Below are 24983 nucleotides of genomic sequence, written 5' to 3' on the forward strand. Positions count from 1 at the left end.
GGCCCGCTCCCGTGCGCCGATATTCCGTCGTGCGGGATGCGGACAGCCGGCCCGGCGGTCGCCTATGTTGGCGTTGTGCAGGGCGGGCGCTGCCCGCCCCAGGAAACTGTGGACGATGCCCAGGGGGTGAACCCCCCTCGCAGGCATCAGGTGGAGGAGGCGCTGTGAGCAGCGACCCGTGGGGCCGAGTCGACGAGACGGGCACCGTGTACGTGCGTACTTCCGATGGCGAGCAGGTCGTCGGATCGTGGCAGGCCGGCACCCCCGAGGAGGCCCTGGCCTACTTCGAGCGCAAGTACGAGGGCCTGGTGGTCGAGATCGGCCTCCTCGAAAAGCGGGTGCGGACCACTGATCTGTCCGCCAAGGACGCCCAGACGGCGATCGACCACCTGCGCACGCAGGTCGACGAGCACCACGCCGTGGGCGACCTGGACGCCCTGCGCGTGCGGCTGGACAAGCTGGTCGCGACCGTGGAGTCCCGGCGCGAGGAGCGCAAGGCCGCCAAGGCCAAGCAGGCCGACGAGGCCCGGGCGGCCAAGGACGCGCTGGTCACCGAGGCCGAGCAGCTGGCGCAGAGCGACCAGTGGCGCAGCGCCGGTGAGCGGCTGCGCGCCCTGGTGGACATCTGGAAGGGCCTGCCGCGCCTGGACCGCAAGTCGGACGACGAGCTGTGGCACCGGTTCTCGCACGCCCGGTCCGCCTTCTCCAAGCGCCGCAAGGCGCACTTCGCCTCGCTGGACGCGCAGCGCGAGGACGCCCGCAAGGCCAAGGAGAAGCTGGTCTCGGAGGCCGAGTCGCTGTCGAAGTCGACCGACTGGGGTCCGACGGCCGCCCGCTACCGCGAGCTGATGGCGGACTGGAAGGCGGCGGGCCGGGCGCAGCGCGAGGCCGAGGACGACCTGTGGAACCGCTTCCGCGGCGCGCAGGACGTGTTCTTCGCGGCCCGCAGCGAGGTGTTCGCGGAGCGTGACGCCGAGCAGGTCGAGAACCTGAAGCTCAAGGAGGAGCTGGCCGAGGAGGCCGAGAAGCTCGTCCCCGTGACGGACCTGAAGGCGGCCCGGGCCGCGTTCCGCTCCCTCAACGAGCGCTGGGAGGGCATCGGCCACGTGCCGCGCGACGCCCGGCCGAAGGTCGAGGGCCGGATGCACGCCGTGGAGCGGGCCATCCAGGAGGCCGAGGAGGGCGAGTGGCGCCGTACGAACCCGGAGGCGCGGGCCCGTGCGGCCGGTCTGACCGGGCAGCTCCAGGCCGCGGTCGACAAGCTGCGTGAGCAGATCGACGCGGCGCGCGCGGCGGGCAACAACGCCAAGGCCGACAAGCTGGCGCGGGAGCTGGAGGGCCGCCAGGCCCTGCTGGACCAGGCGCTGAAGGGCCTGGAGGAGTTCGGCGGCTGATCCGGCCGCCCCACGGCGAGGGCCCCGGTACGGATCTTCCGTACCGGGGCCCTCGTCGTGTCCGCCCGCTACGGCCGGCGGGCCGAGGTGACGCGGTAGACGTCGTAGACGCCCTCCACGCCCCGGACCGCCTTCAGGACGTGCCCCAGGTGCTTGGGGTCGCCCATCTCGAAGGTGAAGCGCGAGGTGGCCACCCGGTCGCGGGAAGTCTGGACGGCCGCCGACAGGATGTTGACGTGCTGGTCGGACAGGACGCGGGTGACGTCCGACAGCAGCCGGGACCGGTCCAGCGCCTCGACCTGGATGGCGACGAGGAAGACCGAGGACTGGGTGGGCGCCCACTCGACCTCCAGCATCCGCTCGGGCTGCTGGGAGAGGGAGTCGACGTTGACGCAGTCCGCGCGGTGAACCGATACGCCACTGCCGCGCGTGACGAACCCGATGATCGGGTCGCCCGGTACCGGGGTGCAGCAGCGGGCCAGCTTGACCCACACGTCGTCGACGCCCTTGACGACGACGCCGGGGTCGGCGTTGCTGCGCCGCTTGCTGCGGGCCCGCGCGGGCGGGATCGATTCCTCGATGTCCTCGTTGGCCGCCTCCTCGCCGCCGAGGGCAGCCACCAGCTTCTGCACGACGCCCTGCGCGGCCACGTGGCCCTCGCCGATCGCCGCGTAGAGGGAGGAGATGTCCGGGTAGCGCATCTCGTGCGCGAGGGTCACGAGCGAGTCGCCGGTCAGGATGCGCTGGATCGGCAGGTTCTGCTTGCGCATGGCCCGGGCGATGGCGTCCTTGCCGTGCTCGATTGCCTCGTCGCGGCGTTCCTTGGAGAACCAGGCGCGGATCTTGTTCCGGGCGCGCGGGGACTTGACGAAGCCCAGCCAGTCGCGGGACGGCCCGGCCCCCTCGGCCTTCGAGGTGAAGACCTCGACCAGGTCGCCGTTGTCGAGGGTCGACTCCAGCGGGACCAGCCGGCCGTTGACCCGGGCCCCTATCGTCCGGTGGCCGACCTCGGTGTGGACGGCGTAGGCGAAGTCCACGGGGGTGGCGCCGGCGGGCAGCGCTATGACGTCGCCCTTGGGGGTGAAGACGAAGACCTCGTTGCGGGAGAGGTCGAAGCGCAGCGAGTCCAGGAACTCGCCCGGGTCCTCGGTCTCCTTCTGCCAGTCCAGCAGCTGGCGCAGCCAGGCCATGTCGTTGACCGTGTCCTGGCCGGCGCTGCCCTTGGCGGCCTGCGGGACGTCGGTGCGGACCTTGGAGGTGCCCGCCACGGTCTGCTGCTTGTACTTCCAGTGCGCGGCGATGCCGTACTCGGCGCGGCGGTGCATGTCGAAGGTGCGGATCTGCAGTTCGACGGGCTTGCCGCTGGGCCCGATGACCGTCGTGTGGAGCGACTGGTACATGTTGAACTTGGGCATCGCGATGTAGTCCTTGAACCGGCCCGGGACCGGGTTCCAGCGCGCGTGCACGGTGCCGAGGGCCGCGTAGCAGTCCCGGACGGTGTCGACGAGGACGCGGATGCCCACCAGGTCGTAGATCTCCGCGAAGTCACGGCCGCGGACGATCATCTTCTGGTAGACGCTGTAGTAGTGCTTGGGGCGGCCCGTCACGGTGGCCTTGATCCGGGCGGCTCTGAGGTCCACCTGGACCTCGTCCGTGACGACGGCGAGGTACTCGTCGCGCTTGGGCGCCCGCTCGGCGACCAGGCGCACGATCTCGTCGTACATCTTGGGGTAGAGGATCGCGAAGGAGAGGTCCTCGAGCTCCCACTTGATCGTGTTCATGCCCAGCCGGTGCGCCAGCGGGGCGTAGATCTCCAGGGTCTCGCGGGCCTTCTTCTCCTGCTTCTCCCGCTTGAGGTAGCGCATCGTGCGCATGTTGTGCAGCCGGTCGGCGAGCTTGATGACCAGGACGCGCGGGTCCTTCGCCATCGCCACGACCATCTTGCGGACGGTCTCGGCCTGCGCGGCCTCGCCGAACTTCACCCGGTCGAGCTTGGTGACGCCGTCGACGAGCAGCGCCACGGCGTCGCCGAAGTCGCGGCGCAGGTCCTCCAGGCCGTACTCGGTGTCCTCGACGGTGTCGTGCAGCAGGCCGGCCATGAGGGTGGCCGGGTCCATGCCGAGCTCGGCGAGGATGGTGGTGACCGCGAGCGGGTGGGTGATGTACGGGTCGCCGCTCTTGCGCTTCTGGCCGCGGTGCCAGCGCTCGGCCACCTGGTAGGCCTGCTCGAGCTGGCGCAGCGTCGACGTCTCGATCTTCGGGTCGTTGCTGCGGACGATGCGGAGCAGGGGCTCCAGCACCGGGTTGTACGGGTTCGAGCGCTGCACGCCGAGCCGGGCCAGGCGGGCGCGCACCCGGTTGGAGGACGCGGCCGACTTCGCCGGCGCGGGCTTGACCGGCGCCGGCTTGGCCGGGGCGGGCTTGACCGGCGGGGCCGGCGGGGGCGTGGCGGCGGCCGCCGGGGCCCGCTCGGCCTGCGGGTCGGGCTGCGCGGCGGAGATTGGCTGGACCTCGTCTGGCAAGAGCGCTCCTCACGGGGGTCCCCCAGACGGAGTCCGGGAGAGGATCCGGTGCACGTGTCCGGTCCGGATAACCCATCGTAGCGAGGGTTCGGTCACCCCGTTCGCCGAGCCTGTCGCAACGGCCCGGGGACACGAACGGCGGGCACCCGGAGGATTCCGGATGCCCGCCGCCCGGTGCGCCGGTGGGCGCGGTCAGACCACGATCAGCGCGTCCAGCGGAGCCCCCGCCAGGGACCCGGCCAGCTTGGCCCGGCCCGGGAGGAACGACAGCTCCATCAGGACGGCCACGCCGGCGACCTCGGCCCCGGCCCGCCGGATCAGCGAGAGGGAGGCCTCCGCCGTACCGCCGGTGGCCAGCACGTCGTCGATGACCATGACCCGGTCACCGGCCGACAGGTCCTCGGCGTGGACCTCGATCTCCGCCGTGCCGTACTCCAGCTCGTAGGACTGCGCGAGGGTCGCGCCCGGCAGCTTGCCGGCCTTGCGGACCGGCACGAAGCCGATCCCGGCCTGCACCGCCACCGGGGCGGCGAGGATGAACCCGCGCGCCTCCAGTCCGACGATCTTCGTGGCGCCGTACTGCCCGGCCAGCTCGACGAGCGCGCCGGTCAGCGCGCCGAACGCGTCGGGGTCCGCCAGCAGCGGGGTGATGTCCTTGAACATCACGCCCGGCTTCGGGTAGTCCGCCACGTCCTTGATCCGGCTGAGCAGGAGGGACCGTACGTCCTCGGGCAGCTGTGCGGTCAACGTCGCCGTCCCGGCTGCCGGCCCTGCGACACGACCTGCGGCTCGTCGTCGGAGCCGTGGACGTCGTCCGCGGACTCGCCCTTGGCCGCCGCGGACGCGCGCTTGGCGAGCACCCGCTTCTTCAGCGCCTTCATCGCCGGCTCGCGCTCCTTGAGGTCCACGACCAGCGGGGTCGCGATGAAGATCGAGGAGTACGCACCGGCCGCGAGGCCGACGAAGAGCGACAGCGAGATGTCGTTCAGCATGCCGGCGCCCAGGAAGCCGCCACCGATGAACAGCAGGGCCGCGACCGGGAGCAGCGCCACGACCGTGGTGTTGATCGAGCGGACCAGCGTGCCGTTGATGCTGCGGTTGGCGATCTCGCTGAAGGTGTAGCGGGTCTGCTTGGTGATGTCCTTCGAGCCCTCCTTCAGACCGTCGAAGACGACGACGGTGTCATAGAGGGAGTAACCGAGGATGGTCAGCAGACCGATGACGGTGCCCGGGGTGACCTCGAAGCCGACGAGCGCGTACACGCCGACGGTGATCGTGAGGTCGTGGATCAGGGCGATCAGCGCGGCGACGGCCATGCGCCATTCGAAGGCGATGGCGAGGTAGATCACCACGAGGACCATGAAGACGCCGAGGCCGGTCCAGGCCTTGTTCGCGATCTGCTCGCCCCAGCTGGGGCCGACCAGGTCGGCGTTGATGTCGGCCTCGGTGACCTTGAGGTCGGTGGCCAGCACCTTCTTCACGTCGGTCGCGGCGTCGGTGTCCAGACCGGAGATCTGGATGCGCATGCCGCCGGTGCCGAGCTCCTGGACGATCGCGTCGTGGCCGGATGCCTCCTCCGCGGCCTCCGTGACCTTGGCGACCGACAGGGCCGTCTTCGGGGTCGTGAAGACGGCACCGCCCTTGAACTCGATGCCCATGTTGAGGCCCTGGACGGCCAGGGCGACGATCGCCGTGATGGTGATCAGGATGGAAACGCCGTACCAGAGAAAGCGCTTGCCGACGAAGTCGTAGCCGACCTCACCGCGGTACAGCTTGGCGCCGAGATCTCCCAGCTTCGACATCTCTCACGCCTCCTTTGCTTCGACGGGGGCGGGTGCGGCGGTACGCCGGGAGCTGCGCAGCGGGGGCTTGGCGCCCAGCCGCTTCGGGTCGAGCCCGGACCACGGGTGACCGCTGGCGAAGAACTTCGTGCGCGCCAGCAGCGTCATGACGGGCTTGGTGAAGAGGAACACCACGACCACGTCGAGCAGGGTGGTCAGACCCAGCGTGAAGGCGAAGCCCTGCACCTTGCCGACGGTGACGATGAACAGCACCGCGGCGGCGAGGAACGACACGAAGTCGGAGACCAGGATCGTGCGGCGGGCACGCGGCCAGGCGCGCTCGACGGCCGGACGCAGCGTGCGGCCCTCGCGGATCTCGTCACGGATGCGCTCGAAGTACACGATGAACGAGTCGGCGGTGATACCGATGGCGACGATCGCACCGCAGACGGCCGGCAGGTTCAGCGCGAAGCCGATGCCCTTGCCGAGCAGCGCCATGATCGTGTAGGTCAGGATCGCGGAGACCAGGAGGCTGACGATCGCGATGAAGGCCAGACCGCGGTAGTAGACCAGCAGGTAGACGACCACGAGGAGGAGGCCGATCGCACCGGCGATCAGGCCGGCGCGCAGCTGCTCGCCGCCGAGCGCGGCGGTGACGGTGGTGACGCTGTCCTCCTGGAAGGACAGCGGCAGGGCGCCGTACGACAGCATGTTGCCCAGGTCCTGCGCGGACTGCTGGTTGAAGCCACCGGAGATCTGTGCGTTGCCGCCGGTGATCGCGGTGCTGACGGACGGGTCCGAGATGACGTCGCCGTCGAGGACGATCGCGAACTGGTTCTGCGGCATCTGCTTGGCCGCCAGCTCGCCGGTGACCTTCGCGAAGGCGTCGGCGCCGTGGTCGTTGAAGTTCATCGTGACGATCCACTGACCCGACTGCGGGTCGATCTCGCCCTTGGCGCTCTTCACGTCCTTGCCCTCGACCGCGGCGGGGCCCAGGATCCACTTGCCCCACTGGTCGCCGCGCTGGCCGCAGGCGAGCGTCGGGTCGGTGGGCTTGACGCCCTTGCCTACGGCTGCCCGCTGCTCCTCGTTGGTGCAGTCGAGTGCGGCGAACTTGGCCTGGAGGTCCGCGGCGGCCGGGTCGGGCGCGGGGCCGCTCGCCGACGGCGACGGGGCCGCCTTGTCGTCTGCCTTCTTCGACTCGCTCGCCGACGGCGTGGGAGTGGGCGCGTTCGGGGCCTTGAGGCCCTCGCTGAGCGCGCGGCCCTGGGAAGTGGCGCTGGACGACGGGGTGGCGGACGGGCTGGTCTTGTTCCCGTCCTGGGCCTTCGGAGCGCCGGAGCCGCTCGCGGAGGGGTTCGGGCTCGGGCTGCCCTCGGGAGCGGCGGGGGCGCCGTCCGCGAACGCGATGACCGGGCGGAAGTAGAGCTGGGCGGTGGTGCCGACCTGCTCGCGCGCCTGCTTCTCGTTCATCCCCTTGGGGATGTTCACGATGATGTGGTCGCGGCCCTGCGTCTGGACCTCGGCCTCGGAGACGCCGAGTCCGTTGACACGGCGCTCGATGATGCCGACCGCCGTGTTCATGTTGGTCTCGTTGACGGCGTTCTCTTTGCCGGGCTCGCTCTTCGCCTTGAGCGTGATGCTCGTGCCGCCGGCGAGGTCGATGCCCAACCGGGGAGTCGTCTGCTTGGAGATGAACATCCCCGCGGTGAGCGCCACCATCGCGATCAGGATGATCGCCAGGGCGCGCCCCGGCCTCCCCTGAGCCCCCGTGGGCCGCCGGCCCTTCTTCGGTGCTGCCACCTTGTCGTTTCTCCCTGTCCAACCGTCCCGCGCCGGGTCAGCGCGCGGACGGCCACGAAATGTGTGGTGGGGACCCCTGCCCCCCGCAGAAGTGTCACTGACGGGGACCGCGCCGACCGCCGGTCGGGCGCCCGCACGGTCCCCGGCCGCGCGCTACTTCGCGCCGGCCTCGCCGTCGTTCTTGCCGTCCTCGGGCTTGTCGTCGCCCTTGGGCTCGTCCTTCTTGCCCAGGTCCAGCTTCGGCGCCTCGGCCTCGTCCCGGGTGAGGGAGGAGGCGTCGTCCGGGACGACGGGCGTGTCCGTCGTCGCGTCGTCGATGCCGTGGACGATGCGGTTGTACTCCGCGTCCTCCAGTACGGCGCCGATGGCGTTCTTCGCATAGATCGCGTGGACGCCGGGAGCCACCTCGAGGGTGACCGTGTCGTCACCGATCTCCTTCACCGTGGCGTACATGCCGCCGATGGTGCGGACCCCGGTGCCGGGCGTCATCTGGTCGCGCATCTGCGCGGCCTGCTGCTGCTTCTTCTTCGCGGAGCGGGTCATCAGGAACATCGCCCCGATGAGCACGATGAACGGGAGGAGTGTCACGAGATTCACGGGACGGAAATCCTTCGCACGACCGCACGCGGACGGCGGCCTTTTCTACGGGGGTGGGCACACCGACCCGAAGGGTCGGCATCGGCGGAGTCTAGGCGAGTCCGCACCGATGGAACAACGCCCAGCATGGCACCGGCGTTCCCGACCGGGCGAACCTCCGCGCCGTCAGGCCCCGAACAGGCCCTGTTGCCCGGTTGATCCACCGGCGCCGTGCTGCGGTGCGACAAGCCCCAGGTGAGCCCATGCGGCGGGGGTCGCGACCCGTCCCCGGGGGGTGCGCGCGAGCAGGCCCTCGCGGACCAGGAACGGTTCCGCGACCTCCTCCACGGTCTCCCGCTCCTCCCCCACCGCCACGGCGAGGGTCGACAGCCCCACCGGGCCGCCGCCGAAGAGCTTCAGGAGTGCCTCCAGAACGGCTCGATCCAGTCGGTCGAGGCCGCGGGCGTCCACCTCGTACACCTGGAGGGCGGTGGCGGCCACCTCCCGGTTGATCACCCCGTCCGCCCGGACCTGGGCGTAGTCGCGCACGCGGCGCAGCAGACGGTTGGCGATGCGCGGGGTGCCGCGGGAACGCCCGGCGATCTCGGCCGCGCCGGCAGTGTCGATCTCGACATCGAGGAGGCGGGCGGAGCGGTGGACCACGCGTTCCAGCTCTTCGGGGGCGTAGAACTCCATGTGGCCGGTGAAGCCGAAACGGTCGCGCAGCGGCGGGGGCAGCAGTCCGGCCCGGGTGGTGGCACCCACGAGGGTGAAGGGCGGCAGCTCCAGCGGGATCGCGGTGGCTCCGGGGCCCTTGCCGACGATCACGTCGACGCGGAAGTCCTCCATGGCCATGTAGAGCATCTCCTCGGCGGGCCGGGACATGCGGTGGATCTCGTCGAGGAAGAGGACCTCGCCCTCCTGGAGGGAGGAGAGGATCGCGGCGAGGTCGCCGGCGTGCTGGATGGCGGGGCCGGAGGTGATCCGGATGGGTGCCCCCATCTCGGCGGCGATGATCATGGAGAGGGTGGTCTTGCCCAGTCCGGGCGCGCCCGACAGCAGGACGTGGTCGGCGGTGGCCCCGCGCTGCTTGGCCGCCTTCAGCACCAGGTCCAGCTGCTGGCGGACCTTCTCCTGGCCGACGAACTCGCCGAGGTCCTTGGGGCGCAGGGCCGCCTCGACGGCGGTGTCCTCACCGTCGGCTGCCGCCGCTACCAACCGGTCCGGCTCGGTGGTGTCGGTCTCGTCGTCCCAGTTCACGGTGTCAGTCTGCCTTCTGCGTCGGTGCGGTGGTCTGTGCGGGGGCTGTGGCTGCGCGTGGGCCGGGGCTGCGCGTGGGCAGGTGCGCGCCGGTTCCGGCCCGCGCGGCGTCCGAGCGCACCGGTGCGAAGCGCCCGGACCGGATCCGGGCGGAGCCCGGGGAACGGCGGAAGGGCGGGAGCTGCTCCGCGCAGGGGCGCAACGTCAGCGGGCGCGGTTCAGGGACTGCAGGGCCGCGCGCAGCAGCTGGGGCACCGGGGCCGAGCCGCCGGCGGCGATGGCCGCCTCCGCCTGCGGGGTCACCGCCACCACGGCCTCCTCCGCCTCCCGCGAGGCATAGCCGAGGCCGATCAGCGCGGCCGTGAGCTGCTCGGTCCAGGGGGCCGGCCCCGACGCCACCGCGCGCTGGGCACCCACCACCGGGGCGGGGGCGCCCAGCTTGCCCTTGAGCTCCAGCAACAGCTTCTGCGCGCCCTTGGGCCCGATGCCCGGCACCGCCGTCAGCGCCTTCGCGTCGCCCGAGGCGAAGGCCACCCGCAGGGCGTCCGGGGTGTGCACGCCGAGCATGGCCTGCGCCACCCGGGGTCCGACCCCGCTGGCGGTCTGGAGCAGCTCGAAGACCTGGCGTTCGTCGTCGTCGGCGAATCCGTACAGGGTCAGCGAGTCCTCCCGGACGACCAGGGAGGTCGCCAGCCGGGCCTGCTCCCCGACGCGCAGGCCGGCGATGGTGTTGGGCGTGCAGTGCACGGCCATGCCCACTCCGCCGACCTCGATCACGGCGAGGTTGGGGGTGAGCGCGGCGACCGCGCCGTTGACGAAGGCGATCATCGGGTACGGCCTTTCGAGGCGTGCTGGGCGACCGCCTGCTGGAGGCGGTTCTGGGCGGGGGCCCGCCAGATGTGGCAGATGGCGAGGGCGAGGGCGTCGGCGGCGTCGGCGGGCCTGGGCGGCTCGGCCAGCCGCAGCAGCCGGGTGACCATCGCGCCGACCTGGGCCTTGTCGGCCCGGCCGCTGCCGGTGACGGCGGCCTTGACCTCGCTGGGGGTGTGCAGCGCGACCGGTATCCCGCGGCGTGCGGCGCACAGCATGGCGACGGCGCTCGCCTGGGCGGTGCCCATCACGGTGCTGACGTTGTGCTGACTGAAGACCCGCTCCACGGCGACGATGTCGGGCCGGTGCGTGTCGAGCCACTCCTCGATCCCCTGCTCCACGGCGACGAGCCGGTGGCCCAGCTCCGCGTCCGCGGGCGTCCGTACGACCCCCACCCCGAGCATGGTGAGGGGACGGCCCGCGACGCCTTCCACGACACCGACGCCGCATCGCGTCAGCCCCGGGTCAACGCCCAGTACGCGCACTCGCCCTCCCCTCCTCACGGCACGGCCCGTGCCGCCTCCGCGGGCCCGGCGGGCCGCGGGGCGCCGACGGTGGTCGCCGACGCCGTCAGGCTAACCGCTGCCACCGACAACGACGGCGGGGCGGGGGGGGGGGGGCCCCCCGCCCCCCCGCCCCCCCCGGCCCGGGGGGGCTGGAGTCCGCCGAGTCGTAGTCGATGCCGGCTTCCTGGAGCGCGGTGCGGACCGCGACCAGGTCGGTGGCCTCGCTGATGATCTCGAAGGTGTCGCCGTTGTCGTTGACCTCTTCGGCACCGGCCTCCAGGACCGCGCCGAGGACGTCATCCTCGCTCAGCTCGGCCTTGGGCAGGACGATGACGCCCTTGCGGTTGAACAGGTACGAGACCGAGCCCGGGTCGGCCATCGAACCGCCGTTGCGGGTCATGGCGACGCGGACGTCGGAGGCGGCGCGGTTGCGGTTGTCGGTGAGGCACTCGATGAGCACCGCGACGCCGTTCGGGCCGTAGCCCTCGTACATGATCGTCTCGTAGTCGGCGCCGCCGGCCTCGAGGCCGCCGCCGCGCTTGACCGCGGAGTCGATGTTCTTGTTCGGTACCGACTGCTTCTTGGCCTTCTGGACCGCGTCGAAGAGCGTCGGGTTGCCGTCGATGTCGGCGCCGCCCATGCGCGCCGCGACCTCGATGTTCTTGATCAGCTTCGCGAAGAGCTTGCCGCGCTTGGCATCGATCACGGCCTTCTTGTGCTTCGTCGTAGCCCATTTAGAGTGGCCGGACATCCGCCTGTCTCCTTCGCGTCACCAACAGTGTTCGTCTTCGATCCTACCGGGAGCTCGTCACAGCCCGGCGCGCACCATCTCGACGAAGTACGCGTGGACGCGGTCGTCGCCGGTCAGTTCGGGGTGGAACGAAGTCGCCAGGACGTTGCCCTGGCGCACGGCGACCGTGTGGCCGTCGTAGGTGGCGAGCACCTCGGCGGCGCCGCCGACGGACTCGACCCACGGGGCGCGGATGAAGACGCCCTCGACCGGGCCGCCCTCGATGCCCGCGAAGTCGATCTTCGCCTCGAAGGACTCGTTCTGACGGCCGAAGGCGTTGCGGCGCACGATCATGTCGATGCCGCCCAGGGTCTCCTGGTCGTCCCGGCCGTCGAGGAGCTTGTCCGCCAGCATGATCATGCCGGCGCAGGTTCCGTACACGGGCATGCCGGCGGCCACCCGCTCGCGCAGCGGCTCCAGCATGCCGAAGAGCACGGCGAGCTTCGACATCGTCGTGGACTCGCCGCCGGGGATCACCAGGGCGTCGACCTCGGAGAGCTCCTCGGGGCGCCGGACCGGCCTGGCCACGGCGTCCGCCGCGGCCAGGGCGATCAGGTGCTCCCGTACGTCGCCCTGGAGGGCCAGGACACCGATCACGGGGGTGTTCGTCATGTCGGGACTACCAGCCGCGGTTGGCGTAGCGCTCGGCCTCGGGGAGGGTGTCGCAGTTGATGCCGACCATGGCCTCGCCCAGGTTGCGGGAGGCGTCCGCGATGATCTTCGGGTCGTCGAAGAAGGTGGTGGCCTTCACGATGGCGGCGGCGCGCTTGGCCGGGTCGCCCGACTTGAAGATGCCGGAGCCGACGAAGACACCCTCGGCGCCGAGCTGGCGCATCAGGGCGGCGTCGGCCGGGGTGGCGACACCACCGGCGGAGAACAGCACGACGGGGAGCTTGCCGAGCTCGGCGACCTCCTTGACGAGCTCGTACGGGGCGCGCAGCTCCTTGGCGGCGGCGTACAGCTCGTTGTTGTCGAAGCCGCGCAGCTTGGCGATCTCGTTCTTGATCTGGCGCAGGTGGCGGACGGCCTCGACGACGTTGCCGGTGCCGGCCTCGCCCTTCGAGCGGATCATGGCCGCGCCCTCGGCGATGCGGCGCAGGGCCTCGCCCAGGTTGGTGGCGCCGCAGACGAAGGGGGTGGTGAACGCCCACTTGTCGGAGTGGTTGACCTCGTCGGCCGGGGTCAGGACCTCGGACTCGTCGATGTAGTCGACGCCGAGGGACTGCAGGACCTGGGCCTCGACGAAGTGACCGATGCGGGACTTGGCCATCACGGGGATGGACACGGCCTCGATGATCTCTTCGATCATGTTCGGGTCGGACATGCGCGCGACGCCGCCGTCCTTGCGGATGTCGGCCGGGACCCGCTCCAGGGCCATGACGGCCACGGCGCCCGCGTCCTCGGCGATCTTCGCCTGCTCGGCGTTGACCACGTCCATGATCACGCCGCCCTTGAGCTGCTCGGCCATGCCGCGCTTGACGCGCGAGGTGCCGATCGCCGACTCGGCGGACTGGGGGGAGGTGGGAAGCGTGCTCACGGATTGACCTCACTCGAAAGGAAGACGGGGTACTGCGCGTACTACTCGGCTGAGGAAACCCCAGAGGATCAGTCCACTACAAGGGCCAATATGGAGCCAGTGGCTCTTTCATTTGTCCCTCGTGGCCCTAGCAGCCGCCTCCCGGGGGTCAGGTCGGCCGGTCCGCGAGGTCCGCCGGAGGCTCGTCGTCCATTTCGAAGGCCAGCGGGAACGGCGCGTGTCCGGCCAGTCTGAACCAGCGGACCTTGCGGTGGCGGCGCAGCGCGCGGGCGGCCCGTACGGCGTCGTTGTGGAAGCGGCGGGCCATCGGCACCCGGCGGACGGCCGCCGCCAGCTCCTCGGTGGCCTGCGCCCCACCGGGAGCGGCCTTCAGCACCTCGACCTGGTCGGCGTCGGCGAACACCGCCCGCAGCGCTTGGCTCAGCTCGCTCTCGGCGACCTCACGGTGGTCCTCCTCGGCCTGCCGGGCGGCGTGCGCGGCCTCGTACAGAACCAGTGAGGAGGCGGGGTCGAGCGCCCCGGAGGTGGCCACCTCCAGCACCACGGAGGCGCGCCGGACGAGCTGTGCGTCGAGCGCGGCCCGCGCGGCGTCCATCCGCGAGTGCAGCCGGTCCAGCCGGCCTGCGGTCCAGCTGAGGTAGACGCCGATGACAGCGAGGGCCAGGGCGATCCAGACAAGGGTTTCGATCACGCTGCGCGACCCTACCGCTCCGGGGGCACCCGGCTCCCATCGGGCCTGGCCGGGCCGCTCCGGGGCCCGTAGGGTGCATGATCACCGACGACCCGGGGGGACGAGACGCATGGCTCCGTACCGCAGACCACTCGCCTGCGCGCTGATCGCACTCGCGGTCGCCCTCGTGGGGACCGTCCTGGCCGCGTTCCGCTGGGGCGGCCCGGACGGCGGCCTCGTCGTGCTGAACGAAGTGGGCCGGCACTTCGTCGCACTCGGCTGGCTGTCGCTGACCGCCCTGTGCGGGGCCGTCCTGCTGGGTGTGCGCAGGCCCATGACGCGGGTCACGGTCGGCGTGCCGGTGCTCGCCCTCGGCGCCCCGGTCATGTGCCTCGTCACCCTCCTGGCCATGCTGGACGGTGGGCAGGAGCAGGCCGAGAGCCAGCCGGCCCCCGGCAGGGACGACCGGCGGCTGGTCGTCGAGACGGGCTCGGCCATGATCGACCCGCTGTGGTTCGTGTACGTCCACCAGGGCACCTGGCCCCGCGAGCGCCGCTGGGCCGTCGGGTACTTCAACGGTGACGCGACCGACAACGAGCTCCACGAGGCCGTCTGGACGGGCCCGGACCGGATCCGGCTGACCACCTCGGGCGGCGTGGTCCACGAGGTGACCGTGGCACCCGGCGGACGGCCGGACCGGACCGTCAGCGCGGGCGGGTAGCCCGTCGGCGCCCGCCCCCCGGCGGCGAGGCCGCGCAGGTCGGTACGGCCTCGCAGGACGGTGCGGCCGCTCAGGAGTCCGGGGACTCGCGGGAGAAGCCCAGGCGGGTGCGCAGCGGGACGCGTTCGTCCGCGCCCACCGCCGCCGCGCCGTCCGTCACCGTCTCGTAGACGGCCAGGATGTCCGCGCCCACCGTGGACCAGTCGAAGCGCCGGACGTGCGCCGAGCCACGCTCGCTGAGCTCGGCCCGGCGGTCCGGGTCGCGCAGGAGGGCGATCGCGCCGGCCGCCAGGGCGTCCGCGTTCTCGTTGGCGAAGAGGTCGCCGGCCCCGCCCTGGTCCAGGACCTGCGCGAAGGCGTCCAGGTCGGACGCCAGCACCGCGGCGCCCGCCGACAGGGCCTCGACCAGGATGATGCCGAAGCTCTCGCCGCCGGTGTTCGGGGCCACGTACACGTCGACGCTGCGCAGCAGCCGTGCCTTGTCCTCGTCCGAGACCATCCCGAGGAACTCCACGCGCGCGCGCAGGTCGGCGGGGAGCGAGGCCACCGCCTCCTCCTCGTCACCGCGGCCCGCGACCAGCAGGCGTACGTCCGGGCAGGCCTCCACGATCTTCGGGAAGGCCGCCATCAGCACCGGCAGGCCCTTGCGGGGTTCGTCGATGCGGCCGATGAAGCCGAGCGTCCCGCCGCCCCATTCCGCCTTGGGCTCGGCCTTCGCGAAGAAGTCCACGTCCACGCCGTTCGGGATCACGACCGCGTCCCCGCCGAGGTGCTCCACCAGCGTGCGCCGCGCGTACTCGCTCACCGCGATCCGCGCGCTGATCTTCTCCAGCGCGGGCTGCAGGATCGGGTACGCGGCGATCATCGCCCGGGAGCGCGGGTTCGAGGTGTGGAAGGTGGCCACGATCGGCCCCTGCGCCGCCCAGCAGGAGAGCAGTCCCAGCGAGGGGGAGGCCGGCTCGTGGATGTGGATCACGTCGAAGGTGCCGTCGTGCAGCCAGCGCCGTACCCGGGCCGCCGACAGGAAGCCGAAGTTCAGCCGGGCCACGGACCCGTTGTACGGGACCGGCACGGCCCGCCCCGCGGAGACCACGTACGGCGGGAGCGGGGTCTCGTCGTCGGCCGGGGCCAGCACCGACACCTCGTGGCCGAGGCCGATCAGGTGCTCGGCCAGGTCCCGGATGTGGAACTGGACGCCGCCCGGCACGTCCCACGAGTACGGGCACACGATGCCGATCTTCACTGCGTGCGCTCCTCCAGGTCTTCCAGCCAGAGCCACTGCAGCATGTGCCAGTCCTCCGGGTGCTCGGCGATGCCCCACGCGAAGGCGTCCGCCACCGCCTGGGTCATGGCGGTGGTCTTCTCGGCCCGGGTCCCGGTCTTCGGGACCTCCACCTCGGGGTGGATCCGGCCGTACATCTTCGGTGTGTCGCCGTAGTGCAGGGTGGCGGGGAGCAGCACGGCTCCCGTCTGCTGGGCCAGCAGCGCCGGGCCGGCCGGCATGCGCGCCGTCGAACCGAAGAAGTCGACCTCGACGCCGGAGGCCGACAGGTCCCGGTCGGCGACCAGGCAGACCAGGCCGCCGGAGCGCAGCCGCCGGGCGAGGGTGCCGAAGGCGGCGCCGCCGCTGTGCGGCAGGACCTCCATGCCCAGGCTCTCGCGGTAGGCCACGAAGCGGTCGTAGAGGGTCTCGGGCTTGAGGCGCTCGGCGACCGTGGTGAAGGGCACGCCGATGTGGCCGATGGCCCAGGCTCCGGCGAGGTCCCAGTTGGCGAGGTGCGGCAGGGCGACGACGACCCCGCGGCCGGAGGCGAGGGCCTCGCGCAGGAGGTGCTCGTCCTTGAACTCGACGTCGGTGCCGAACCGCGCCGGGTCCATGGTCGGCAGCCGGAAGGACTCCATCCAGTAGCGCATGTACGAGCGCATGCCGGCCTTGGACAGCTCGCGCAGCTGCTCCGGACCGGCGTCCGGCACCACCCGGGCCAGGTTCGACTCCAGCCGCAGCACGCTCTTGCCGCGGCGCTTCCACGCGAAGTCCGCGATCCGCCGGCCGAGGGCCACGGCGGCCGGCTCGGGCAGCTTCTTGACCCCGGCCCAGCCCAGGCCGTACAGCCCGTCGACCAGTTTGTCCTTTGCGGCGCCCATCAGGCGGCGCCCCCCTCGGCGGCGGCCGCGGCGTCGGCCTCGGCGGCCTCGCGGCGTACGGTGACCACGCGCTGGATCAGCGTGACGAGCGAACCGGCCGCGACCGCCCACAGGGCGATCGGCAGGAGGACACCGAGCCAGGACGGCGCCCCGAAGGTCTGCAGTCCGGACAGACCGGCCGCGACCAGCGAGATCACCAGGCGCTCGGCGCGTTCGACGAGCCCGTTGACGGCCACCGGCAGGCCGATCGACTCGCCCCGTGCCTTGGTGTACGACACCACCTGGCCGCTGGCCAGGCAGAAGATCGCCACCGCGCACAGCGCGTTGTCATGGCCGGAGCCGGCGTACCAGAGGGCGAGGCCGCCGAAGATCGCCGCGTCGGCCACCCGGTCGAGGGTGGAGTCCAGGAAGGCGCCCCACCTGCTGGAGATCCCGGCCTGGCGGGCCATGTTCCCGTCGACGAGGTCGGAGAAGACGAAGAGGGTGATCGTGATGGTGCCCCAGAAGAACTCCCCGCGGGGGAAGAAGATCAGCGCGCCCGCCACCACTCCGGCCGTGCCGATCAGGGTGACCGCGTCCGGGCTCACCCCCCGCCGGAGCAGAAATGCGGCGAATGGCGTGAGAACACGCGTGAAGAATGCACGCGCGTACTTGTTCAGCATGGCCTTCCCGGAGGGTCGCTGGGCCGCACGGCCACCACGGCCACCGGCTGGCCCATCGTAGCCAGCACGCCGCCGCCTCAACGCCGCGCACCCACCGGTTCTCGCTCCGTAAGGCGTACTTCGTGCCGCGGACCGTCGGCGATGCGCCACGGGTACGCCCCCTGTACGCCCCCGGTACGTCCGCGGTACGACGTATGGACGCCGCGTGACAGCGGTGCAAAGCTCGTAGAACCGCGCATTCCTCATGCGCGGGGACAAGGAACCCACCCTCCTCACCGTCACCACCGGGAGGCACGAGCACCATGGGAGCCACATCACACCAAGCCGGAGCCGCCGGCAGGGCACTGACGGCCGACCGCCCGTCCTCCATACGGAACGTCGTGCTGGTCGGCCACAGCGGATCCGGCAAGACCACACTGGTCGAAGCCCTCGCCCTGACCGCCGGAGCGGTCAACCGGGCCGGACGGGTCGAGGACGGCGCCACGGTCTCCGACTACGACGAGATCGAACACCGTCGCCAACGCTCCATCCAGCTCTCCCTCGTCCCCGTCGAATGGGACGGGATCAAGATCAATGTCTTGGACACCCCCGGATACGCCGACTTCGTCGGGGAACTCAGGGCCGGTCTGCGCGCGGCGGACGCGGCCCTTTTCGTCGTCTCGGCCTCGGACGGGATCGACGGCGCCACCCGCATGGTCTGGGACGAGTGCGAGGCCGTCGGCATGCCCCGCGCCATCGTCGTGACCCACCTGGAGGCAGCCCGCGCCGACTACACGCAGATGACCGCGGTCTGCGGCGAGATCTTCGGCGCGGACGACCCCGACGCGGTCATCCCCCTCTACCTCCCCCTGCACGGCCCCGTCGGCCCGGACGGGCACGCCCCCGTCACCGGTCTGCTCGGCCTGCTCTCGCAACGCGTGTACGAGTACGCCTCCGGTGAGCGCGTGGAGCGCGACCCGGACCCGGCCGAGCTCGCCCTCATCACCGAGGCCCGTTCGCGCCTGATCGAGGGGATCATCGCCGAGAGCGAGGACGAGACCCTCATGGACCGCTATCTCGGCGGCGAGGACATCGACCTCAAGACCCTGGTCGACGACCTGGAGCGGGCGGTGGCCCGCGGCACCTTCCACCCCGTCCTGATGGCCGCTCCCGCCGCCGACGGCGCCCGCCAGGGCCTCGGCACCGTGGAACTCCTCGAACTGATCACGGGCGGCTTCCCGACGCCCCTGGAGCGCCCCGCCGTCGCCGTCACCCGTCCCGACGGGACCGCCCGCCCCGACGTCACGTGCGATCCCGCCGGTCCCCTGGTCGCCGAGGTCGTCAAGACCTCCTCCGACCCCTACGTCGGCCGCGTCTCCCTCGTACGCGTCTTCTCCGGCACCCTGAACCCCGAGGAGACCGTCCACGTCAGCGGGCACGGCCTGACCGACCGGGGGCACGAGGACCACGACGTGGACGAGCGGATCGGCACCCTCACCGCTCCGTTCGGCAAACAGCAGCGCGTCCTCGGCCGGTGCATCGCCGGCGACCTGGCCTGCGTGGCCAAGCTCAGCCGGGCCGAGACCGGCGACACCCTCTCCGCCAAGGACGACCCGCTCCTGATGGCGCCCTGGACCATGCCCGACCCGCTGCTCCCGCTCGCCATCGAGGCCCACAGCAAGGCCGACGAGGACAAGCTCTCGCAGGGCCTGGCCCGGCTCGTCGCCGAGGACCCCACCATGCGGCTGGAGCAGAACCCGCACACCCACCAGGTCGTCCTGTGGAGCCTCGGCGAGGCCCACCAGGACGTCGCCCTGGAGCGGCTGCGCACCCGCTTCGGCGTCCAGGTGGATCCCGTCCCGCACAAGGTGAGCCTGCGCGAAACCTTCAGCGGCAAGGCGGCCGGGCGCGGCCGGCACGTCAAACAGTCCGGCGGACACGGCCAGTTCGCCATCTGTGAGATCGAAGTGGAACCGCTCCCGCCGGGCAGCGGCATCGAGTTCGTCGACAAGGTCGTCGGCGGCGCGGTGCCCCGCCAGTTCATCCCGTCCGTGGAGAAGGGCGTCCGCAGCCAGGCCGCCCGCGGGGTCGCGGCCGGCTACCCGCTGGTCGACGTACGCATCACCCTCCTCGACGGCAAGGCGCACTCGGTGGACTCCTCCGACGCCGCCTTCCAGACCGCCGGCGCGCTCGCCCTGCGCGAGGCCGCCGCCGAGGCCCGGATCGACCTGCTCGAACCGGTCGCCGAGCTCGACGTCCTGATCCCCGACGAGTACGTCGGGCCCGTCATGAGCGATCTCGCGGGCCGCCGCGGCCGCGTCGTCGGCACCGACCAGGCCGGGTCCGGGCGCACCCGGGTCCGCGCCGAGATCCCCGAGATCGAGATCGGCCGCTACGCCGTCGAGCTGCGCTCGGTCTCGCACGGCACCGGCCGCTTCGCCCGCGCCTACGCCCGGCACGAGCCCATGCCGCCGCAGATCGCGGAAAGGGTGCGTGAACAGGCCGAGAAGGGAACTTAGTTGAGGTAGCACCGGGGAGTGCCGCCCATCCAACCGGCTTGCGGTGGGCGGCATTTCCCTGTCCCATGACCGTGGGGCGAGATCCGCCGATAGGCTCGTCGGCGCACCAAAACAGCAGGAACGCACAGCGATGGGGTGGGGGCAGCGGTGGCGGACGACGGATTCGACTTCAGGCCCGGAGCGCAGATTCCTCTGCAGAACGGCGGGGGGCAGACGGCGGCGACGAACGCCCTCGCCTCGGCCGCGTACCGCGACGGCGGCAAGGACACCCGGCTCGACGCGATACTCGGGGCCAACAGCGAGAACCACCCGGCCACGGTGAAGCCCCCGAAGCTCTCGCTCTTCGAGCCCAGCCTCGGCGAGGCCTTCTGCCGGGCCGTCGAGGCCCGCACCCTGGGGTCCGGCCGCAAGCCGCTCATCCAGTCCTTCGGCGCCGACCCGCAGACGGTCGTGGAGCACTGCCTGGCCGCGTCCCGCATCCGCAAGGAACGCGACCGCAAACTCCGGGTGATCATGCTGGTCTGCGGTGTGCTGTTCCTGCCCGGGCTGCTGCTGTGGCTGGGTCTCTTCCAGCTCCGCAAGTCCCTGGCGAGCAAGGAGGGCAAGCACTCCTGGCTGGGCACCACGCTCCTGGTGGGCGTGGGCATCGTGGTGGCCGTCCTGATGTTCAGGCTGCCGCTCACCGGCTTCCTCGGCCTCTACGTACGCGGCATGATCATCGCGCCCGCGCTGGGCTGGCTGCTCGCCCGCCGCACCTGCGAGTCCACCGCCCGCGACCTGCGCGAACGCTGGGACGGGCTGCTGTCCGGCGGCGGCGTCGCCGCCAAGATCCCGGAGGCCGTGCCCGGCAACCCCGACGAGAAGGCCCGCGAGGACCTGCGCCACCAGCTCGCCAAGCTCACCGCGGAGGACCGCAGCAACCAGGTCTTCTACGCGGGCCCCAAGGGCATCCTCGGGATGGGCACCCGCTGGGGCAACTGGCAGATGGCCGAGGAGCTCGCCCCGAAGGACGAGGGCAAGGAGATCCACCCCTTCCGGGCCTGGGACGTCATCCGCGCGATCGACGCCCAGCTGCGCAAGCTGGAACGGGGCCCGCTGCACACCGGCGGCTTCCCTCCGGCCGCCATCCAGCACTGGATCGTCACACCGGTCGGCGAGGGCGCCGCCGAGGTGGCCCGCCCCACCGGGGAGAACGTCGACGCCTTCCTCGTCAAGCCGCACGAGGTCACCCGGATCTGCAACGAGCAGCAGTTCAACTCGGGCAACCGGCACTACCTGGGCATCCAGTACCCGCTCTGGGACGGCCAGCTGATCATCAACATGCTGGTCACGGTCACCGTGCTCTACAAGACCCTGCGCGTGGACGTCACCGCGCACGCCCTGGGTCCCGTGCACGGCCTGTTCACCACCAAGTCCAAGGCGCCGGTGGTGGAGGTGCCCAAGAGCATCCGCTTCTGGGAGACCGTGGAGAAGCCGCTGGCGCTGGTCGACGCCCAGGAGGTGGTGCGCCTGGCCGTGCGGGCGCCGCTGACCTGGTACCCGCCGATCCTCGACTTCTTCGGCGGCAAGCTGGTGCTGCCCGAGCCCTTCGGCCTGCGCCACGTCTGGGCGAGCTCGATGTGGCGCCACCGGTTCATGGCCGACGACGCCCTGCGCACGGTGGCTCCGGTCCTGAGGTCGATCCACACGGCGACCTTCAAGGTCCTGGAGGAGAACGGCGTGGACACCGAGCGCTTCACCAACCGCTCCTCGATCATGAGCGGGCTCATCCAGGAGCCGGCGCCGCGCAAGGCGGACGTGTACGACGCGTAGCGTCGGCCGGCTGCCGGCTGCTGGCTAGGGTGGAGGGACGAGGAGACGGCCCGAGGAGGCAACCGTGACCGAGCGCAAACCGCCGGGCGTGGACTTCGAGTCCTTCGTTGACCGGCAGATCAGGCAGGCCACCGCACGCGGCGATTTCGAGGAGCTGCCCGGCTTCGGCAAGCCGATGGCCTCGCTCGACGCACCGTACGACGAGCTGTGGTGGATCCGGGACAAGATGCACCGGGAGGGCTTCGCCGCCCTCCCGCCGGCGCTCGCGCTGCGCAAGGAGGCCGAGGACGCCCGCGAGGCGGCTGCGGCGGCGCACACGGAGCGCGAGGCGCGGGCCCTGCTCACCGAGGTGAACGAGAAGATCCGGGCGGCGCTGCGCATGCCCCCGCCGGGCCCTCCGCTCAACCTGAAGGAATTCGACGTCGAGGCCGAGCTGCGGGCCCGGCGCGAGCGGCACGCTTCGTAGGGGGCGTCCGGCACGGCGGGGGCCGGAGCCCCCGGGGTCAGCCCTGGGGCCAGGCGTCGGCGAGCATCTGGCGCGTGTCCGCCAGGAGTTGGGGCAGCACCTTGGTGTGACCGACCACCGGCATGAAGTTCGTGTCACCGCCCCAGCGGGGCACGATGTGCTGGTGCAGGTGCGCGGCGATGCCCGCGCCGGCCGCCGCGCCCTGGTTCATGCCGATGTTGAAACCGTGGGCACCCGAGGCCTTCCGGAGCGCCACCATCGCCCGCTTGGTGAGGTCGGCCAGCTCGGCCGTCTCCGGGGCGTCGAGCTCGGTGTAGTCGGCGACGTGCCGGTACGGGACCACCATCAGGTGGCCGCCGTTGTAGGGGTAGAGGTTCAGCACGGCGTAGACGTGCTTGCCCCGCGCCACGACCAGGCCGTCCTGGTCGGACATCTCCGGAATCCCGCAGAAGGGGCAGCCGTCCCCGGCCTCGGGGCCGGTCGGCTTGTTCTCCCCTTGGATGTAGGCCATCCGGTGGGGCGTCCACAGCCGCTGGAACGCGTCCTGCGTGCCGACCCCGATCTGCTGCTCCGGCTCAGTCGTCATGGCATGCAGCATATGACCTTGCCCGCGCGGACGAGGAAGGCCCCCGGAAAGTGATCACTTTCCGGGGGCCCCTCGACACGGATCAGACCTGGACGCGGTCGGCGACGACCTTCGCCAGCTTGGCCAGCGCCTCGTCCTTCGGGATGCCGTTCTCCTGCGAACCGTCGCGGTAGCGGAAGGAGACGGTGCCCGCGGCCATGTCCTCGTCACCGACGATGATCATGAAGGGGACCTTGAGCTTCTGGTGGTTGCGGATCTTCTTCTGCATGCGGTCGGAGGAGGCGTCCACCTCCACCCGCAGGCCCTGCTTCTTCGCCGCGGCGGCGAACTCCTGCAGGTACTCGACGTGCCCGTCGCCGATCGGGATGCCGACGGCCTGGACCGGGGCCAGCCACGGCGGCATGGCACCCGCGTAGTGCTCCAGCAGCACGGCGAAGAACCGCTCGATCGAGCCGAACAGGGCGCGGTGGATCATGACCGGCCGCTGGCGGGAGCCGTCCGGGGCGGTGTACTCCAGGTTGAAGCGCTCCGGCAGGTTGAAGTCCAGCTGCACGGTCGACATCTGCCAGGTGCGGCCGATGGCGTCGCGCGCCTGCACGGAGATCTTCGGACCGTAGAAGGCGGCGCCGCCCGGGTCGGGGGTCAGCGGGAGGCCCTGCTTCTCGGCGACCTGCTGGAGGACCGCGGTGGCCTCCTCCCAGACCTCGTCCGAGCCGACGAACTTCTCCGGGTCCTTGGTGGAGAGCTCCAGGTAGAAGTCGGTCAGACCGTAGTCGCGCAGGAGGTTCAGCACGAAGGTGAGCGTGCGGTCGAGCTCCTCCGCCATCTGCTCACGGGTGCAGTAGATGTGCGCGTCGTCCTGGGTGAAACCGCGGGCACGGGTGAGACCGTGCACGACGCCGGACTTCTCGTACCGGTACACGGTGCCGAACTCGAACAGGCGCAGCGGCAGTTCGCGGTAGGAGCGGCCGCGCGCGTCGAAGATCAGGTTGTGCATCGGGCAGTTCATGGGCTTGAGGTAGTAGTCGGTACCACCGTCGAGCTGCATGGGGGGGTACATGCCCTCCGCGTACCAGTCGAGGTGGCCGCTCTTCTCGAAGAGGGCGCCCTTGGTGGCGTGCGGCGAGTAGACGAACTCGTAGCCCTCCTCCTCGTGCCGGCGGCGCGAGTAGTCCTCCATCACCCGGCGGATGATGCCGCCGCGCGGGTGGAAGACGGCGAGGCCGGAGCCGATCTCGTCCGGGATGGAGAAGAGGTCGAGCTCGTTGCCGAGCTTGCGGTGGTCGCGCTTCTCGGCCTCGGCGAGGAAGTCGAGGTGGGCCTTCAGCTCCTCCTTCGACGGCCACGCAGTGCCGTAGATGCGCTGGAGCATCGGGTTCTTCTCGCTGCCGCGCCAGTACGCGGCGGCGTTGCGCATGAGCTTGAACGCCGGGATGTTGCGGGTGGTGGGCAGGTGGGGACCGCGGCAGAGGTCCTTCCAGCACAGCTCGCCGGTCTTGGCGTCCAGGTTGTCGTAGATGGTCAGCTCGCCGCCGCCCACCTCGACGTTCGCGCCGTCGTCGGTGGACGCGGAACCCTTGATGCCGATGAGCTCCAGCTTGTAGGGCTCGTCCGCGAGCTCCTCGCGGGCCGCCTCGTCGGTGACGACCCGGCGGGAGAAGCGCTGACCGCGCTTCTGGATCTCCTGCATCTTCTTCTCGACGGCCTTCAGGTCCTCCGGGGTGAAGGGCCGGGCCACGTCGAAGTCGTAGTAGAAGCCGTCACGGACCGGCGGGCCGATGCCGAGCTTGGCCTCGGGGAACAGCTCCTGCACGGCCTGCGCCATGACGTGCGCGGTCGAGTGGCGCAGGATGTTGAGGCCGTCCTCGGAGGAGATCTCCACCGGCTCGACGGTCTCGCCGTCCTGCACCTCGTAGGCGAGGTCCTTGAGCTCGCCCGCGACGCGGGCGGCGACGATGGTGCGCTCGCCGGCGAAGAGCTCCGCCGCCGTAGTGCCCGTGGCCACCACGCGCTCGTCCCGCTCGGAATCGCGTTGGATGATCACACGGACGTCTGACACCGGTCACTCCTGACTCAGGGGATGCGCGAGCGAACACTGCGCGCGTGAATCGTACCGAGCCGAATGGCTGCGCCGCTAAACGGTTACTCCCGGGGCCCCGCCCCTTCCCCTTGGACAGCCGCAGGCGGCGCGGGCAGCGGGGTCCCCGGCACCGCCCGTACGGACAGCCGGGGCGGTGCCCCCGGAGGGGCACCGCCCCGCACCGAAGCCACCGCCGCGCCCACGCCGGAGCCGGGCCGCGCATCCGAAGCCCCCGCCCCGGTACGTGCCGGCCGCGCCTCCAAGCCCCCCGCCGCGCCACCGAGCCCCGGCCCCCGCCCCGGTC

Annotated in this window: 21 protein-coding genes and 1 pseudogene; 5 read left to right on the plus strand and 17 right to left on the minus strand. The window is 71.4% G+C overall.

The annotated features are described in order from the left end of the window. The first annotated feature begins 164 nt into the window (after window positions 1-164). Window positions 165-1394 carry a DUF349 domain-containing protein gene (locus IH80_RS0132140; protein ID WP_030965162.1) on the plus strand — a complete coding sequence of 410 codons (1230 nt, stop codon included), beginning with the start codon at window positions 165-167 and terminating at the stop codon, window positions 1392-1394. A gap of 68 nt (window positions 1395-1462) precedes the next feature. Here IH80_RS0132140 and IH80_RS0132145 read toward each other — a convergent pair whose 3' ends face one another. From IH80_RS0132145 to IH80_RS0132200, 12 genes and pseudogenes are all read right to left on the minus strand, one after another. Continuing rightward, on the minus strand, window positions 1463-3916 hold the full coding sequence (locus IH80_RS0132145) for a RelA/SpoT family protein (protein ID WP_030965163.1): 2454 nt from the start codon (window positions 3914-3916) through the stop codon (window positions 1463-1465). A 192-nt stretch (window positions 3917-4108) separates the two neighbouring features. After that, window positions 4109-4663: an adenine phosphoribosyltransferase gene (locus IH80_RS0132150; protein ID WP_030965166.1), complete on the minus strand. Its 555-nt coding sequence runs from the start codon at window positions 4661-4663 to the stop codon at window positions 4109-4111. Continuing rightward, a complete protein-coding gene (gene secF, locus IH80_RS0132155; RefSeq protein WP_030965167.1) occupies window positions 4660-5718 on the minus strand; it encodes a protein translocase subunit SecF in 1059 nt (352 codons plus the stop codon). Before secF ends, IH80_RS0132150 begins: the two co-directional genes overlap by 4 nt. Window positions 5719-5721: 3 nt before the next feature. After that, window positions 5722-7500: a protein translocase subunit SecD gene (secD, locus tag IH80_RS0132160; protein WP_030965168.1), complete on the minus strand. Its 1779-nt coding sequence runs from the start codon at window positions 7498-7500 to the stop codon at window positions 5722-5724. Window positions 7501-7653: 153 nt separating this feature from the next. Then, window positions 7654-8097, minus strand: coding sequence for a preprotein translocase subunit YajC (yajC, locus tag IH80_RS0132165; RefSeq protein ID WP_030965169.1), 444 nt, complete (start codon window positions 8095-8097; stop codon window positions 7654-7656). 165 nt (window positions 8098-8262) lie between these two features. Continuing rightward, window positions 8263-9336 (minus strand): Holliday junction branch migration DNA helicase RuvB, encoded by a 1074-nt coding sequence (ruvB, locus tag IH80_RS0132170; RefSeq protein WP_030965170.1) that lies wholly within the window; start codon window positions 9334-9336, stop codon window positions 8263-8265. Window positions 9337-9540: 204 nt separating this feature from the next. Continuing rightward, complete coding sequence (ruvA, locus tag IH80_RS0132175; protein WP_030965171.1) at window positions 9541-10164, minus strand: Holliday junction branch migration protein RuvA; 624 nt, start codon at window positions 10162-10164, stop codon at window positions 9541-9543. Next, complete coding sequence (gene ruvC / locus IH80_RS0132180; protein ID WP_030965173.1) at window positions 10161-10691, minus strand: crossover junction endodeoxyribonuclease RuvC; 531 nt, start codon at window positions 10689-10691, stop codon at window positions 10161-10163. The genes ruvA and ruvC overlap by 4 nt, the downstream gene beginning before the upstream one ends. 169 nt (window positions 10692-10860) lie before the next feature. Then, window positions 10861-11463: pseudogene (locus tag IH80_RS0132185) on the minus strand (YebC/PmpR family DNA-binding transcriptional regulator); the annotation flags it as partial. Window positions 11464-11520: 57 nt separating this feature from the next. Then, window positions 11521-12114 (minus strand): pyridoxal 5'-phosphate synthase glutaminase subunit PdxT, encoded by a 594-nt coding sequence (gene pdxT, locus IH80_RS0132190; RefSeq protein ID WP_030965175.1) that lies wholly within the window; start codon window positions 12112-12114, stop codon window positions 11521-11523. Between the two features lie 7 nt (window positions 12115-12121). Further along, window positions 12122-13039, minus strand: coding sequence for a pyridoxal 5'-phosphate synthase lyase subunit PdxS (gene pdxS, locus IH80_RS0132195; RefSeq protein ID WP_030656154.1), 918 nt, complete (start codon window positions 13037-13039; stop codon window positions 12122-12124). Between the two features lie 148 nt (window positions 13040-13187). Next, window positions 13188-13730 (minus strand): membrane protein, encoded by a 543-nt coding sequence (locus IH80_RS0132200; protein WP_030965176.1) that lies wholly within the window; start codon window positions 13728-13730, stop codon window positions 13188-13190. A 109-nt stretch (window positions 13731-13839) separates the two neighbouring features. Between IH80_RS0132200 and IH80_RS0132205 the strand changes: the two genes are divergently transcribed. Next, a complete protein-coding gene (locus tag IH80_RS0132205; RefSeq protein ID WP_030965178.1) occupies window positions 13840-14430 on the plus strand; it encodes a hypothetical protein in 591 nt (196 codons plus the stop codon). A 70-nt stretch (window positions 14431-14500) separates the two neighbouring features. Here the strand turns inward: IH80_RS0132205 and IH80_RS0132210 are convergent, their stop codons facing one another. Genes IH80_RS0132210 through pgsA form a run of 3 tightly spaced genes read right to left on the minus strand, consistent with a single transcriptional unit; the run spans window position 14501 to window position 17237 of the window. Continuing rightward, entirely contained in the window at window positions 14501-15673 is a 1173-nt protein-coding gene (locus IH80_RS0132210; protein ID WP_030965180.1) for a glycosyltransferase family 4 protein, read from the minus strand. Then, complete coding sequence (locus IH80_RS0132215; protein WP_030965181.1) at window positions 15670-16575, minus strand: phosphatidylinositol mannoside acyltransferase; 906 nt, start codon at window positions 16573-16575, stop codon at window positions 15670-15672. The genes IH80_RS0132210 and IH80_RS0132215 overlap by 4 nt, the downstream gene beginning before the upstream one ends. Continuing rightward, on the minus strand, window positions 16575-17237 hold the full coding sequence (gene pgsA, locus IH80_RS0132220; protein ID WP_030965182.1) for a phosphatidylinositol phosphate synthase: 663 nt from the start codon (window positions 17235-17237) through the stop codon (window positions 16575-16577). Before pgsA ends, IH80_RS0132215 begins: the two co-directional genes overlap by 1 nt. 302 nt (window positions 17238-17539) lie before the next feature. Here pgsA and IH80_RS0132225 point away from each other — a divergent pair, with 302 nt between their 5' ends. The 3 genes from IH80_RS0132225 to IH80_RS0132235 all read left to right on the plus strand — a co-directional run bounded on the left by IH80_RS0132225 (window position 17540) and on the right by IH80_RS0132235 (window position 22013). Next, the gene (locus IH80_RS0132225; RefSeq protein WP_030965183.1) at window positions 17540-19735 is read left to right on the plus strand and encodes an elongation factor G-like protein EF-G2; all 2196 of its coding nucleotides are present in this window, start codon (window positions 17540-17542) and stop codon (window positions 19733-19735) included. Window positions 19736-19882: 147 nt separating this feature from the next. Beyond that, window positions 19883-21547 (plus strand): hypothetical protein, encoded by a 1665-nt coding sequence (locus IH80_RS0132230; RefSeq protein WP_030965185.1) that lies wholly within the window; start codon window positions 19883-19885, stop codon window positions 21545-21547. Window positions 21548-21611: 64 nt separating this feature from the next. Beyond that, a complete protein-coding gene (locus tag IH80_RS0132235; protein ID WP_030965186.1) occupies window positions 21612-22013 on the plus strand; it encodes a DUF1992 domain-containing protein in 402 nt (133 codons plus the stop codon). A gap of 37 nt (window positions 22014-22050) precedes the next feature. Here the strand turns inward: IH80_RS0132235 and IH80_RS0132240 are convergent, their stop codons facing one another. Together IH80_RS0132240 and thrS are read right to left on the minus strand one after the other, a co-directional pair. Beyond that, complete coding sequence (locus tag IH80_RS0132240) at window positions 22051-22611, minus strand: HIT family protein (RefSeq protein WP_030965187.1); 561 nt, start codon at window positions 22609-22611, stop codon at window positions 22051-22053. A 70-nt stretch (window positions 22612-22681) separates the two neighbouring features. After that, window positions 22682-24658, minus strand: coding sequence for a threonine--tRNA ligase (gene thrS / locus IH80_RS0132245; protein WP_030965188.1), 1977 nt, complete (start codon window positions 24656-24658; stop codon window positions 22682-22684). Between the last annotated feature and the right edge of the window lie 325 nt (window positions 24659-24983).

Source organism: Streptomyces sp. NRRL S-378, from assembly GCF_000720645.1.
Lineage (GTDB): Bacteria > Actinomycetota > Actinomycetes > Streptomycetales > Streptomycetaceae > Streptomyces.